This window comes from Acinetobacter sp. 1542444 (assembly GCF_000581835.1).
Taxonomy (GTDB): Bacteria; Pseudomonadota; Gammaproteobacteria; order Pseudomonadales; family Moraxellaceae; genus Acinetobacter; species Acinetobacter pittii.
On record NZ_JEYA01000001.1, the window covers coordinates 361,374 to 376,113 of the forward strand.

Here is a 14,740-nt window from a genome sequence, read left to right on the forward strand (position 1 = left end):
CTTTTATAAAAATGAAAAAAATAGAATTATAAAAAAGGCACCTATTTAGAGATGCCTTTTTTGTTATGCATTTTTTTAACGGCGATTGGCTAAGAAACGACCTAGACGGGTAATTGCTTCACGTAATTCATTTTCAGCAGGTAAGAAAACCACGCGGAAATGATCAGGTGTTGGCCAGTTAAAGCCTGTACCTTGCACCAATAAAACTTTTTCTGCACGTAGCAAATCAAGCATTAACTTTTCATCATCTTCAATTGGGTAGATGTTCGGGTCAAGGCGCGGGAAACAGTACATTGCTCCATCTGGTTTTACACAACTTACGCCTGGAATTTCATTAAGCATTTCCCACGCAATATTACGCTGTTCATATAAACGGCCACCAGGACGGATCAAGTCATTAATTGATTGATAACCGCCTAGGGCAGTTTGAATCGCATATTGAGCTTGAACGTTAGCACATAGGCGCATTGACGCTAACATGTCTAATCCTTCGATATAGTCGGCAGCACGGCTTTTATCACCCGTAATTGCCATCCAACCTGAACGGAAGCCTGCAATACGATAAGCTTTTGATAAACCATTAAAAGATACGCAAAGCTGGTCGCCCGCTAATGATGCTACTGAAACATGTTCAATACCGTCATAAATAATTTTGTCGTAAATTTCATCAGCAAATAAAATTAGATCATATTTTTTTGCAATCGCTACAATCTGTTCAAGAATGTGGCGTGGATATACCGAACCCGTAGGGTTGTTCGGGTTAATGATGACAATACCGCGAGTATTCGGAGTAATCTTACTTTCAATATCAGCAATATCTGGGTACCAGCTATTTTCTTCATCACATTTATAATGAATTGCTGTGCCGCCTGAAAGATTAACTGCTGCTGTCCAAAGCGGATAATCCGGCATTGGAATCAGCATTTCGTCTCCATCATCTAATAGGCCTTGCATAGCCATTACGATGAGTTCAGATACGCCATTACCAATATACACGTCATTGACATGCATATTGAGAATTCCTTTTTGCTGGTAATACTGACAAATTGCTTTGCGAGCAGGGAAGATACCTTTTGAGTCAACATAACCAATTGCATTTGGTAAGTTTAAAGCAACATCATTAATAATTTCTTGGGGTGCTTCAAAACCAAATGGAGCAGGGTTGCCGATATTCAGCTTGATAATCTTATGTCCTTGCTCTTCCATTTCATTGGCGGCTCGTAAAACTGGCCCACGGATGTCATAACAAACATGCTCAAGCTTCGATGATTTTTTGATTTCTCGAGTAGATGGCATGGAATGGATGGTAGCAGTATTTTTAGACATAACGGGATTCACTTTTGCATATCGGTATAAATAACTTTTAAATGTTTTAACTGTTACCAAATTTAGATCATGTTGATCTTTCAATAGTTCAACAATTTTTTCATGGGTAAAACCCGATTGTTGATATTGTTTGATAATTGGTAGTAGTTGTTGGAAAACCACACTTTTTTTCTGAGACATGTTCTGTCCTATACAACCGTGCGCACTTAGAATAGCACTATGTTTGCTTGCTTTAAAGTAGATTGGTAATAAATTTGCTTACTTTTGATTTTGTATTTTGCTTACTTTTTGCTTTTTGTTCTTTATATGTTTAAATTCCAACAAATTTTACGTTCAGAGACTAGTGTTTTTGTGATGAATGGCGTAAATATAAAACTCGATCATCAGAAATGTTTACTTCAGAATAAAAGGTGTATGTCATGGGAAAAGTCAATAAAACAGACCGGGAATGGCAAAGAGAGTTATCACCAGAAGAGTATCGGATTACACGACAAAAAGGCACCGAACCTGCATTTACGGGGCAATATTGGAATACTAAGCAACATGGTACCTATGTTTGCCGTTGCTGCGGCGCAGAGTTGTTCTCATCAGATACCAAATATGATAGCGGTTGCGGTTGGCCAAGTTTCTTCCGTCCGATCAATGGTGCTGTCATTGATGAACATGAAGATTTAACGCATGGTATGGTCAGAACTGAAATAGTTTGTCATGATTGCGAAGCTCATTTAGGGCATGTATTTGAAGATGGACCACAGCCGACAGGTTTGCGCTACTGTGTAAACTCGGCATCATTACAACTGAAAACAGAAGAAAAAAATGATGAGGAAACCTATCCATGAGTAATATTTATCAGTTTGAAGCTGAGCTGTTAGAGGGTGAAGTTAAGCAATTGGCTGATTACAAAGGTAAAGTTTTACTAATTGTAAACACTGCCAGTAAATGTGGTTTTACACCACAATTTGCTGGCCTCGAAAAACTTTATGAAAAATATAAAGATCAAGGATTAGAAGTTTTAGGTTTTCCCTGCAACCAGTTTGGTGGGCAAGATCCAGGAAGCAATAAAGAAATTGGTAGCTTCTGTCAGCGTAACTATGGGGTGAAATTTCCCATGTTTGCTAAAGTTGATGTAAAAGGCCCGGAAGCCCATGTAATTTTTAGATATTTAACACGTGAAGCTAAAGGTATTTTAGGTAGTAGTAGCATTAAATGGAACTTTACCAAATTCTTGGTAGGTAAAGATGGTGCTGTTTTAAATCGCTATGCACCTACGACTAAGCCAGAAGCTTTAGAAGCTGATATTGAAAAAGCATTAGCGAGTTAATCGTTTAAATAAATGCTATTCCTCAAGCTTTTGAGTTTTGGCAAGATGGGCGAATGCCGTATGTTGAAACCAGAAGGTCCTGTTTTAGCCGAACGTGTTATAAGTCTCATAGTCATCCAACGTTTTCTATCGGGGCTATAGACGAGGGGAATAGCGTTTTTCAAAGTTCATTTGGTACACTGCAAAAGATTGATGCTGATACTTTGGTGATCGTACCCGCACATATTGAGCATTCATGTAACCCTTTGCCAGATCAGGCTTGGGGCTACCAGATGCTACATTTGGACATAAGGTGGTTAAATCAGCTGTATTCAGAATTTCGAGAACATGGTCTGGATTTACATCTGCCTCAGCATAAGCCGCTCATAATAAAAGAAGAAACTTTATATCAGGCTTTTTCTGATATGAATGAAACTTTATTTGATCCTGAAAAATTAATTATTGAAAAAGAACAGTCGCTGATCTATTGCCTTACCCAGCTGTTACTCCCTCATTTCGTATTAGAAGAAATACAAAAAACTGAATATTTGTATGAAGATTTTTTGGACTTAATTCATATTATTAAATCGTCAGAACGATTTATTTCTCTTGAAGAGCTTGCAGAGCAGGTTGGTCTTAGTCGATATGCAATCATTCGTTTATTCAAGGCCAATGTTAGTTTAACTCCACATGCATTTCAAATTAATTTAAAGATTAATCAAGCCAGAGCTCAATTAAAGCAAGGGATTTCACTCGCAGAGCTAGCTGTCAATTTAGGCTTTAGTGATCAAAGCCATTTTCATAAAGCTTTTAAAGCACATACGGGAATTACTCCTCGACAGTTTCAACTTGCAGCCGCGCAATAATTTACAAGAAATTATTTTTCTCTATTTTTAAGCTACTCCATACAGTTTTAAAGATGAAATCGTTATGGAAGTTTTTTTGGTTATCGCCGTTACTCACTTTTTAGCACTACTATCTCCAGGTCCAGATTTTTTTCTTATTTTGACCAGTCTTTTGCAAAAAGGAGCGCGTTATACCTATGGCGTTATTCTGGGAATTACTTTGGGTAATGCTGTTATCTTAATGGTGTGTATATTTGGATTTATGGTGCTTGGCAATTTAAGCACAACGATTCTTTTAGTACTTAAATGGCTGGGGGCTGGGTATTTAGTTTATTTGAGTTTTCTTTGTTTTAGAACCACTCAAGGAACAAACTTAAATATTACTGTTGCTGAAAATAGTTTGGTTGAACAAGAGTCTAGTTATAAGAGTAAAGTTAAAAGCTTAGCTCTGGGTTTGCAATCCAGTCTTCTTAATCCTAAAAATATTATGTTTTATAGTAGTTTAATGCTACTTATTCAACAGGAATTTAGCTTATTTCAAAAATTACTAATGAGTATATGGATGACAGGAGTGGTTTTCGGGTGGAATTTATTATTAGTTCGTTTATTGCGTCAAGAGCGTGTATTAGCACAGATTAAACGCTCTGCTAGAGGAATATATTATTGCTCCAGTCTGGCTTCCATTTTTTTCGCAGTGTTATTGGTTGCCTATAGTTAAAGCAGATCGCATAGCCTTCTAAATAAAATTGAAGGCTATGCAATTTTGCTGGGTTTAAAGAATTGCTTTTAAACGTTTAACAACTTCTTCACATTGTGCCAAATCTGCTACTAAAGCCATACGCACATGATTGGCACCAGGGTTACCTTGTTCGGTATCACGAGATAGATAACGACCCGGTAAAACTTTAATGTGTGCTTTTTCCATCAGCATCTTGGCAAAAGTTTCATCATTATCTACTTTTAACCAGTAATAAAATCCAGCATCAGGTTTTTGTAGTGGGAGCAGATGGCCTAGCTCAGATTGGAATAAATCAAACTTTGCGCGATATTGCTTACGGTTTTCTTCAACATGGTTTTCATCGTTCCACGCTGCGATTGAAGCAAGCTGGTGTTGTACTGGCATTGCAGCGCCGTGATAGGTGCGGTATTGCAAATATGGCTTTAACAGATCGGCATCACCCGCTACAAAACCTGAGCGCAAACCCGGTAAGTTTGAACGCTTTGAAAGTGAATGAAATACGATACAGTTTTTGTAGTCATCACGACCAAGCTCAGCACAAACTTCTAATAGACCAGTAGGTGCTTGGTCAAACCAAAGCTCTGAATAGCATTCATCAGAAGCAATAACGAAATTATATTGATCAGATAAGGCAATTAGCTTTTTAAATTGTTCTTTGGAAAGCACAGTACCTGTTGGGTTACCCGGTGTACATACAAAAAGTAGGGCTGTCTTTTCCCAAACTTCTGCTGGTACTGCATCAAAATCACCTAAATAGCCATTTTCTTCCGTGCAATTAATGAAGTATGGCTTTGCACCTGCAAGTAAAGCCGCACCTTCATAAATTTGATAAAACGGGTTCGGCATCACCACATAAGGTGCATCTTCACGATTAATTAATGCCTGTACAAAAGAGAAAATGCCTTCACGTGTACCAGACACAGGCAAAATGTGGTTTTCAGCACTAATACTATTCAGTTTAAAGCGCTTAGTTAACCAATCTGCAATGCTTTGGCGAAGCTCAGGTAAGCCTTTACTGTTTGGATAAGTTGATAAATGGTTAAAGTTATCAATAATAGCCTGTTTAACAAACTCTGGTGCTGGATGCTTAGGTTCGCCAATTGATAGAGGAATCAAGGGAAGGTTAGCAGGAGTAGTATCCTTAAAAAGTTGGTTTAACTTTTCGAATGGATACGGGTGTAATAACGACAAGCTAGAGTTCATTAAACAGTTACCAAGTAGTTGAGTTTCAGTGCTGACAAATTTGATTAGATGCTTCATCTAATGCAGCTTTCAGTTTTTCCGAGAAGAGTTTGACCTCTTCGTTATTCAGCGGTTTTCCATCTTTTTTGGTGACAAAGAAAATATCTTCGGCACGTTCGCCTAAAGTTGCGATTCGGGCTGAATGGATGTCTAAACCTTGCATCATAAATAAACCACCCACACGTGCAAGTAGGCCGGGGTGATCGAGTGTTGAAATTTCGACCATATTTTGCTGTAAGGCTTCATTTAATGTTACGTCGACTGTATTTTCAATATCGAAATGACGTAATTGACGTGGAATACGACGTTGCATGAGTCCCGGATATTGGTCTGGTTGGCTAAGGGCTTTCACTAATGCATTTTTAACGGTTTCTTCACGTTCTGGGTCGGTAAGCAATGTCCCGAAACGATCCAGTACTACATAAGTGTCTAAGCTAAATGCTGTACTTGCCGTGATAATTTTTGCGTCCTGAACGTCTAAGTTCATTCGGTCTAAAACGGCAACAGTGGTGGCAAATAGGTTAGGTTGATCGCGTGTATAAATAAAGATTTGCACTGCATCTTGAGCTGCTTTACGGTGAGCACGCAAGAGCACTAATGGCTCTGGATTATCACCGTGTTTTAAAATTGCTTGTGTATGCCACGCAATTTCATCTGCCGATTCTTTAATGAAGTATTCATCACCAAGTTCTTGCCAAACTTTTTCGACATCTGCCAATGCGAAGTTATTTACTAGTAATTCACTTGCTGCAAACTTGGTGTCTTCAATTAACATTTGGTAGTCAACAGGACGGCCTAAACCTGTACGGATTACATCACGAGCGTGCGTATAAAGTTGACGCATAAGTGATGCACGCCATGTATTCCATAGTTTTGGATTTGTCGCGTTAATATCGGCAACCGTTAAGGTATATAGATAATCAAGATGCTCCATATCGCCCAGTTTTTCGGCAAAATCTTTCACGACGTCTGGATCAGAAATATCTTTTTTCTGAGCTGTGAGTGACATGAGCAAATGATTTTGAATGAGCCATGCAATTAATTTGCATTCACGTTCTGTAAAGCCATGTGCACGGCCAAACTCAATTGCATCTTCTGCGCCGAGTTCGCTGTGATCACCACCGCGACCTTTTGCGATGTCATGGAATAAAGCAGCAATAAAGACAATATCTTGACGGGCAAGACGTTGGAAAACTGAACTTACTACAGGGAATTCTTTGGCAAATTCTGGTTCTCTAAAACGATTTAAATTACGCAGCAATAATAATGTGTGAGCATCGACCGTATAGATATGGAACAAGTCATATTGCATAAGGCCCATAATTTGGCCAAAAGCAGGAATATAGTTTCCTAAAACACCATAACGTTTCATCGCAACCAAGGTATCGTATAAACGATATGGTGAGCGAATAATCGACATAAACAGCGCTTGATGCTCTGGATTATCGCGATAACTTTGGTTGATTCGTTTTGCGGCAAGAATAAGTAAGCGTAAAGTCCGGGCGCGAATACCTTCAATATCTGGTCGATTGGCTAAAATATAGAACAACTCTAAAATCGCGCTTGGATGCTCGGCGAATATTTTATGATGTTGTACGGCAAGTTTATTATCAACAATTTTAAAGTGATCATTAACAACTTCAATTTTGCGTTCATAGTTGGGGAGTCGAGGAGTAATCACCGACTCGCTAAAATACGCCAGCAACATTTCATTGAGTGTTGAAACCTGTTGCGCCGTACGGTAGTAGCGTTTCATGAATTGCTCAACACCATAATTTACAGGTTGGCCTTCTTGACGAACATAACCAAATTTAGCGGCAATTTCCCTTTGATGGTCAAAGAGTAAACGGTTTTCATCACGTTTGGCTAAACGGTGCAAATGGTGACGAATTTCCCAAAGAAAACTTTCTGCTTCTTCTAAAACTGCCAATTCAAACTCTGAAATGAAACCTAAATGCACTAAGTCATAAATACGGTTTACGCGAAAGTGGCGTTTGGCAATCCAACCAATTTGATTAATGTCACGAATACCGCCCGGTGCATTTTTAATGTCAGGTTCTAAATTACTTTCAGTATTGTTGTGTTGGTGGTAACGCTTGGCTTGTTCGGCCATTTTTGCGTCATAGAATGTTTTGTCAGTCCATGTCTGCGAAACAATACGGCGAGGCCATTTCGCAAGCTGACTATTGCCAGTAATTAACCGCGCCTCAATTAAAGTTGTTGCAACGGTTAAATCGGTAGCGGCCTGTTCAACACAGCTTTGAATCGTGCGAACACTAATGCCGGGTTTAAAGTTTCCAACGTCCCATAAAGAAGAAATAAATGTAGAGATACGTTTTTCGTTTTCTTCGTTAATTTCATGCTCCGATAGGATCATGATATCGACATCGGAATAGGGCAACATTTCACGGCGCCCATAACCGCCTACAGCAAAAAGGCCTAGTTCTGTCTGATCGAGTTCAGCATGTTTCCATAAAAAGATCAGTGCTTCATCTACTAAATCTGAACGGGCTTTAATGATTTCACGAATAGATTGCCCATTTTCATATGAATCTTGCAACTGCTTTTCTACATCCGTTCGCCACTGATTAATGGCTTTAATATCATGATGACTTGAGACATAGTTCAACAATGGCGATATATTGATCATGAAAATGGGTCTACCAATAAGTAAAAATTAAGAGTTTGTTTGAACGCTTACTTGATCAGCGGTTTCTTTCGCTAAAGTACGAGCAAGATCAGTATTTTCAGCACGAGCGGTTGCTACCCCCATACGACGACGTTTGAAACCTTCTGGTTTGCCAAACAGGCGTAAATCGGTGTCTGGGTGTGTTAAAGCTACATTGAGATTGCTATAACTTAAATTGCTGGCATCAACTCCAGCATAAATTACTGCACTTGCTGCAACACTGTGGCGTGCTGTGTTTACAGGTAAACCTAAAATTGCACGTGCATGCAGTTCAAATTCACTTTGAAACTGAGATGCTAAAGTTACGAGTCCTGTATCGTGTGGGCGAGGTGAGACTTCACTAAACCAAACCTTGTCGCCTTTAATAAACAGTTCTACACCAAAAATACCACAGCCACCAAGTGCAGTTGTCACTTTATTTGCAATACGTTTTGCTTCTTCGAGTGCCGCCGCCGTCATTGGTTGAGGTTGCCAGCTTTCTACATAATCACCGGCATCTTGGCGGTGACCAATTGGGTCACAGTAATGAGTTTCAATTTCACCAGTTTCAGGGTTTTTAGCGCGAACGGTAAGTAATGTAATTTCAAAATCAAAATCAATTTGAGATTCAATAATGACCGTACCTTGATTAACACGGCCACCTTGCATTGCATATTCCCAAGCAGCATCAACTTCATCGAAACTTTTTACACGAGACTGGCCTTTACCTGAAGAAGACATGACCGGTTTTACAAAGTTTGGATAACCAATGTCATCGCAAGCGGCGCGGAAGCTTTCGAGCGTATCAGCAAAGCGATACGCAGAAGTAGGTAGGCCAAGTTCTTCAGCCGCAAGGCGGCGGATGCCTTCACGGTTCATTGTGAGGTTTACAGCTTTAGCAGAAGGGATGACAGTTGCTGTTTTGCTCGCTTCAATTTCAAGTAAAACCTCTGTCGCAATTGCTTCAATTTCTGGAACAATTAAATTTGGTTTAATTTTCTCGATGAGTTGTTTTAATTGGGCAGGATCTGCCATGTTTAATACATAAGAAAAATGTGCAACTTGCATTGCTGGTGCGTGATCATAACGGTCGGCTGCATGTACTTCTACACCAAGGCGTTGTAAGGAAATTACAACTTCTTTGCCAAGCTCTCCTGAACCTAACAATAAAACTTTAAATGCAGAAGATTGAAGTGGGGTACCGAGTGTCACGCTCATGCGAATCATCCTGACAAAATTATTTTTTTAAGCATAGCAGAACTTATGGTGGAGTTAAGCCTTATCATGCATAAAAAAAGTAATTTTGTCGGACAATTAAAAAAGTGGTTTTTAGATATTAACCTGATAGTTTAAAAGCAATTCATCCGCATTTTTACCACGGATGCCCCAGTTTTCTTTAGGTGTTTCAAAAATAGTAATTTCAATGTCTTGTGGAGAAATTCTACATTGTTCTTGAATATTACGAAATAAGGTTTGAATAAGCTGCTTTTTAGTGGCTGCATTGCGGCCTGCAAACATTGAAAGTTCAATAATAATGTAATGCTGGCTTCTGTCAGAAGGGTAAATGAAATTTCCTGGTTTAAGGCTAATAAAACGTTGAAATCTTTTCTCAACAGGATATTTCAATTCTTCAATAAGCGCCTGATGGATTGCATGAGAAAGTAATTCTCGGTACTGCATAATGGTTTGTTCATTTGCATAAATTTTAACTTGTGACATTTTTATCTCTATTAAGTAGCTAAGGTTATCTTTTTAATCAATTCAAAAATTAAATTTTCCAAGCCAGAAGTTTCAATCTTAAACGCCTCTGGCCAGATTTTATTTTATATAAGGAAGATAAGTTTATCTATTTATAAAGGTAAATAAGTATAGATCAGACCATAAACAATTGCGGCAGTTAAAGTTGCTGGTACGATTTTCTTAAATTTAAAATAAAGACCTGCTAAAACTAAAAAACCGATAAGCATTGCGAAACTCTTATTGGGAGTTTCAAGGAGAGGTGGAAGGGTAGCAACTACAAGCATGGCACTAATTGCAGATATTCCAATACTTCCCAAAGCAATTTTGATCCAGATTGAGCCGCGTCTTTGTTGGTTGCCCTGTAGTTTTTGTATTACGAAAAAAGGTCCAAAGCGTGAAGCAAAATTGGCTATACCCACAATAATGCCGACCAGAATAATTTCTAGGTTCATATTAAGCCTCAACCTCATCATGCTGTTTCAGCACATAATGTTTAAATAGACCAGCTAAAATGCCTGAAAAAATACCTATAAAGATAGCCGCTGATAAGTTAATCCAATAACATGCCAAAGCTGAAACCACTAATGATACAGCAACAACAAGGCTATGCTTTCGTTCAAATGCGGCTAATAAAAAACTTAAAAATAAAGCAGGTAATAAGAAGTCTAAAGCTGCTTGTAAAAACTTTGGTAAATGAGCAACTTGATCGGCAAATAATCCACCTAACAAAGAGCCACTTGCCCAAGCCATCCAACTAAATAGACTTAGGCCAAGCATCCAAGACTCGGACCATTGTTGTCTGCGTTGTGAAAGTTGGATCATTCCACTGGCAAAAACTTCATCCGTTAAGCCCCAAGCCCATACTGCAGTTTTCTTAAGATTTAATTTGTTTGGAATCAGGTTGTATAGAGTAGGTCCATAAAGGACATGGCGAATATCTAGTGCAATAACTGTTAATGCTGTTAGCCAGATGGATGAACCGCTAGCCAAAAGAGCCACAACCAAAAATTGGCTAGCGCCAGCATACATTGAACAAGATAGAAAAAAAGCTTCCCATGGTGTAAAACCAAACTGGGATGCAGAAACGCCAAAGGCAAAAGAAACGGGTAAATAGGTGAGTACGATAGCTTGGCTATCTTTGGCGCCTTGCCAAAAAGTTGCTGTTTGGGCAGGCATCAATTGTTGTTCGGACACAATACACCTTGGCAATAAACCAAATGATAAAAATACTTGAAAGATTGAGTATTGTAGCCGAATTTAATAGCATAGTGCCGAAATGTTTAATCGGCAGTTTGATATGTTCAATGCAAAGATTCGTTTAGTTTATATCGCCATGATGAGTGCAGGTATTTTTACATTGCAGGGCTGTGATAATGCTAATCAAGGTGCAGAAAAAAAAGTAGAAATTAAGCCAGCACCGAAACTAACCAATGATGCAACTGTTTATGCTCAAAAAGCATGGACATTAATTAACACGGTCGAGCATTTAGTTTATGAAAAACAACTCAGCCAAATTGATGACAAAGTTCGTAAACCTTTACGCCAATTAAGTACAGACTGGCGCATTAATGTAAAAATGACGGATTCAGTGACAGAAGGGAAATATGCACTCTGTCGTAAAGCCCTGACAAGTTTAGATATATGGGCACGCGAAACGCTAGAAAACAATAGTTCAGTTGCCCAAAAGCAAGCGGACTATGAGCGAGATAAGGCTCAATGTAAGGATGCGATCGATACGCCAAATCTTGGAAATACTTCGCCAAAATAAAACTAATGAATCTAAAAAAGCGAGATGATCAATCTCGCTTTTTTTGCTTTTAAACGATAATGAGTGAATGTGAATTACGGTTTTGTGGCGGCTTTAGCGGGGTTAGCAGTTTTCACAGCATCTTGTTTCATTTGATGAGTCATTTGCTGTGATTCATGTTGAGCATGTGTCGCGCTGGTCATTGCATCATGTTTTTGAGTGCTTAAGTCTTTTTTAACATCCTGTTTAGTTTTAGTTACCTCTTTCTTGGCTTTTTGAGCGGTAGTTTTTCCATGTACCGCTACACATTTTCCACCTTTGTGATTCGGTCCTGTACCGCCTTGTAGTTGAGTTCCTTTTGGACATGCAAATGCCGAAACACTTAACATAGCCAATACGCCTGCTGTAAGAATTGTTGATAATTTTTTCATGTTAATCAGCGCCTTGTCGAGTATTGTTGCTCAGCTTGAGTGTAGGGTGAAAATATCTGCTTTAACACATTTATTTTGTGGAAATAGAGTTTGAACAATGTTTTGATTTGCAGTGTTATCTAATTTTTTAATTTAATTTTAAGTTTTTATTATTTAGCCGCTTTTAAAAAATTAGCATTGTGCTTGAGCAACTATTTTCAATTTCTCAATATCTAGAATCTCAATTTTTCTAAAAGCAATTTTGATGATTTTCTGTTTTTCGAGCAGACTCAGCTCATGATTGATGGTCTGTCTAGATGTGGTCAGCATATTTGCCAATTGTTCTTGAGAAATATGGATGTGATGATCTTGAATAAGAATATGATTCCCATATCCTTCTAAAATGAATAGAAGACGCTGTGCCAGCCTTTGAGAAATACTCCGTGTTTGTATTGCAATCTGTTCTAAGAAAACATACCTGAGTTTTTGGCTCGTTAAACGTGCAAAATAGTACCAATAATATGGATTGTCCTTGAGTAGATCATTTAATGGTTTTGCAGGAATATGTAGAACTGTGCTTTTTTTTAATGCAATCGCATCGTGTGAGCGCGGTTCATGATCAATCAATGATATTTCACCAAACCACATGATTGGCTCAACAATAGCAGAAAGAGCTTCATTACCATTTACATCGACATAACCCAAGCTAATCGAGCCTTCAAGTACAGTATAAATGCCATCAAATAGATCTTGAGCATGGAAAACATAGCTATTTTTCTCAAAGGTGATTTGTTTGCCATGTTCTAAAATAAAGTTTTGGAATGCTTCTGGAAGCACACTAAACCATGTGTTTTCTTTTAGTCGATTAATATAAATTAGGTCCAATATTCGGTCATCCATGAAAAAATTCATTATTTTGTCAAATAGCTGACAACTTTAAGTTTTCCTTATATGTACAGTATGACTATATGTAAGTGAATAGGGAATAACTCATGTCAAATCTGGAGCAAGAGCTTAGCAAATATGCGGCTTACCACTTAAATCATAAAAATATTTTGACGCACTTTATCGGTATTCCGCTCATCGTGTTTTCAATTTTGTGTTTAACCGCAAGAGCTGGAGTCGATATTGGTAGTTTTAAACTGATTTTAGCCATAGTCCTGATTGCAGCTAGTACGATCTATTATTTTATTTTAGATAAAGTATTTGGCTTACTCATGCTCGTTCTTTTAGCTGCTGTGTATCCACTGGCGAGCCAAATTGCACAGTTATCTTTTGGAGAATGGTTAGTAGCAAGTATTGGTTTCTTTGTGGTGGGTTGGGTCTTTCAGTTTGTGGGACATTATTTTGAAAAGAAAAAACCTGCTTTTGTTGATGATGTGATAGGACTTGCGATTGGGCCATTATTTGTATTGGCAGAATTTGTTTTTATGCTAGGTTTTAGAAAGTCACTGCATGAGCGTATTTTACAAGAGGCGCGCAGTAAACGAGAGGCGATGGATTTAAGTCATTAAAGCTAAAAAAGCCCCAACATATTGGGGCTTTTTTAGCTTTAACTTATACGTTAAAACGGAAGTGCATTACATCGCCGTCTTGAACAACGTAAGTTTTACCTTCTAAACGCCATTTACCAGCTTCTTTAGCGCCGTTTTCACCGTTGTATTGTACAAAGTCATCATATGCAACAACTTCAGCACGGATAAAGCCTTTTTCGAAGTCAGTATGAATCACACCAGCTGCTTGAGGAGCGGTTGCACCAACTTTTACTGTCCATGCACGAACTTCTTGTACACCAGCAGTGAAATAAGTCTGTAAACCTAAAAGCGCATAACCTGCACGAATAACCACATTTAAACCTGGTTCTTCCATGCCCATTGCTTCTAGGAACTCAGCACGGTCTTCATCTTCTAATAATGAAATTTCAGCTTCGATTTGGTTGCAAAGAGGAACAACAATCGCATTTTCCTCAGCAGCAAGTTTTTTAACAGCTTCTAAGTGTGGGTTGTTTTCAAAACCGTCTTCTGCAACGTTTGCAATATACATGGTTGGTTTTAAAGTCATTAAACCAAAACCACGAACTAATTTGCGTTCGTCATCAGACAAATCAGCTGCACGCGCTGGTTTACCTTCGTCAAGTAACGGTTGGATTTTTTCTAAAACTGCTTTAGTTGCTACAGCTTCTTTGTCACCACCTTTAGCAACTTTAGTTAAACGTAAAATTGCTTTAGCAACAGTTTCAAGATCGGCAAGCGCAAGTTCAGTATTAATAGTTGCGATGTCGTCTAATGGATCAATTTTACCATTTACGTGAATTACGTTTTCGTCTTCGAAACAACGTACAACATGAGCGATTGCATCCGTTTCACGGATGTTAGCAAGGAATTGGTTGCCTAAACCTTCACCTTTTGATGCACCAGCAACAAGACCTGCAATGTCCACAAATTCCATTGTGGTAGGCAAAATACGCTGTGGTTTAACAATCGCAGCAAGTTTGTCTAAACGTGGATCTGGTACAGGAACAATACCTGTGTTTGGTTCAATGGTACAGAAAGGGAAGTTTTCCGCTGCAATCGCTGCTTTCGTTAATGCATTGAAAAGGGTAGATTTCCCTACGTTTGGCAGACCAACAATACCGCAATTAAAACCCATGAAAACCACTCACAAATGTGTAAATTAAAAATTGTCGCTGATTTTACATGAAAGCCATGACAAAGTCATGGCTA

General features: G+C 38.5%; 16 protein-coding genes. 6 read left to right on the forward strand and 10 right to left on the reverse strand.

All coding sequences use genetic code 11. The annotated features are described in order from the left end of the window. Positions 1 to 75: 75 nt before the first annotated feature. Complete coding sequence (locus J580_RS06125) at positions 76 to 1,506, reverse strand: pyridoxal phosphate-dependent aminotransferase (RefSeq protein ID WP_014206525.1); 1,431 nt, start codon at positions 1,504 to 1,506, stop codon at positions 76 to 78. Positions 1,507 to 1,745: 239 nt separating this feature from the next. On the opposite strand from J580_RS06125, the gene msrB reads away from it, so the two are divergent. The 4 genes from msrB (at position 1,746) to J580_RS06140 (ending at position 4,189) form a co-directional block, all read left to right on the forward strand. Beyond that, entirely contained in the window at positions 1,746 to 2,165 is a 420-nt protein-coding gene (msrB, locus tag J580_RS06130; protein WP_002114184.1) for a peptide-methionine (R)-S-oxide reductase MsrB, read from the forward strand. Next, a complete protein-coding gene (locus J580_RS06135; RefSeq protein ID WP_002114194.1) occupies positions 2,162 to 2,647 on the forward strand; it encodes a glutathione peroxidase in 486 nt (161 codons plus the stop codon). The genes msrB and J580_RS06135 overlap by 4 nt, the downstream gene beginning before the upstream one ends. A gap of 53 nt (positions 2,648 to 2,700) precedes the next feature. Continuing rightward, on the forward strand, positions 2,701 to 3,492 hold the full coding sequence (locus J580_RS0103910; protein WP_050675737.1) for an AraC family transcriptional regulator: 792 nt from the start codon (positions 2,701 to 2,703) through the stop codon (positions 3,490 to 3,492). Between the two features lie 64 nt (positions 3,493 to 3,556). Further along, positions 3,557 to 4,189 carry a LysE family translocator gene (locus J580_RS06140; protein WP_032003465.1) on the forward strand — a complete coding sequence of 211 codons (633 nt, stop codon included), beginning with the start codon at positions 3,557 to 3,559 and terminating at the stop codon, positions 4,187 to 4,189. A 54-nt stretch (positions 4,190 to 4,243) separates the two neighbouring features. Here the strand turns inward: J580_RS06140 and dapC are convergent, their stop codons facing one another. From dapC to J580_RS06170, 6 genes are all read right to left on the reverse strand, one after another. After that, entirely contained in the window at positions 4,244 to 5,413 is a 1,170-nt protein-coding gene (gene dapC, locus J580_RS06145; RefSeq protein ID WP_025469676.1) for a succinyldiaminopimelate transaminase, read from the reverse strand. Between the two features lie 25 nt (positions 5,414 to 5,438). After that, a complete protein-coding gene (gene glnD, locus J580_RS06150; protein WP_000608324.1) occupies positions 5,439 to 8,102 on the reverse strand; it encodes a [protein-PII] uridylyltransferase in 2,664 nt (887 codons plus the stop codon). A gap of 27 nt (positions 8,103 to 8,129) precedes the next feature. Next, complete coding sequence (gene purT / locus J580_RS06155; RefSeq protein WP_079381102.1) at positions 8,130 to 9,347, reverse strand: formate-dependent phosphoribosylglycinamide formyltransferase; 1,218 nt, start codon at positions 9,345 to 9,347, stop codon at positions 8,130 to 8,132. A gap of 102 nt (positions 9,348 to 9,449) precedes the next feature. Then, positions 9,450 to 9,839, reverse strand: coding sequence for a tautomerase family protein (locus J580_RS06160; protein ID WP_032003466.1), 390 nt, complete (start codon positions 9,837 to 9,839; stop codon positions 9,450 to 9,452). Between the two features lie 131 nt (positions 9,840 to 9,970). Next, entirely contained in the window at positions 9,971 to 10,312 is a 342-nt protein-coding gene (gene ygaH / locus J580_RS06165) for an L-valine transporter subunit YgaH (RefSeq protein WP_001047275.1), read from the reverse strand. 1 nt (position 10,313) lies between these two features. Further along, on the reverse strand, positions 10,314 to 11,036 hold the full coding sequence (locus J580_RS06170; protein WP_068791270.1) for an AzlC family ABC transporter permease: 723 nt from the start codon (positions 11,034 to 11,036) through the stop codon (positions 10,314 to 10,316). A gap of 121 nt (positions 11,037 to 11,157) precedes the next feature. On the opposite strand from J580_RS06170, the gene J580_RS06175 reads away from it, so the two are divergent. Next, positions 11,158 to 11,628: a hypothetical protein gene (locus J580_RS06175; protein ID WP_206223086.1), complete on the forward strand. Its 471-nt coding sequence runs from the start codon at positions 11,158 to 11,160 to the stop codon at positions 11,626 to 11,628. A 74-nt stretch (positions 11,629 to 11,702) separates the two neighbouring features. Here J580_RS06175 and J580_RS06180 read toward each other — a convergent pair whose 3' ends face one another. Further along, positions 11,703 to 12,038: a hypothetical protein gene (locus J580_RS06180; protein ID WP_032003470.1), complete on the reverse strand. Its 336-nt coding sequence runs from the start codon at positions 12,036 to 12,038 to the stop codon at positions 11,703 to 11,705. 171 nt (positions 12,039 to 12,209) lie between these two features. After that, a complete protein-coding gene (locus J580_RS06185; protein WP_032003471.1) occupies positions 12,210 to 12,917 on the reverse strand; it encodes a Crp/Fnr family transcriptional regulator in 708 nt (235 codons plus the stop codon). A 92-nt stretch (positions 12,918 to 13,009) separates the two neighbouring features. Between J580_RS06185 and J580_RS06190 the strand changes: the two genes are divergently transcribed. After that, on the forward strand, positions 13,010 to 13,531 hold the full coding sequence (locus tag J580_RS06190) for a DUF962 domain-containing protein (protein ID WP_032003472.1): 522 nt from the start codon (positions 13,010 to 13,012) through the stop codon (positions 13,529 to 13,531). Positions 13,532 to 13,574: 43 nt separating this feature from the next. Here J580_RS06190 and ychF read toward each other — a convergent pair whose 3' ends face one another. Beyond that, positions 13,575 to 14,666, reverse strand: a complete 1,092-nt coding sequence (ychF, locus tag J580_RS06195; RefSeq protein ID WP_002050104.1) for a redox-regulated ATPase YchF — start codon at positions 14,664 to 14,666, stop codon at positions 13,575 to 13,577. Positions 14,667 to 14,740 lie beyond the last annotated feature (74 nt).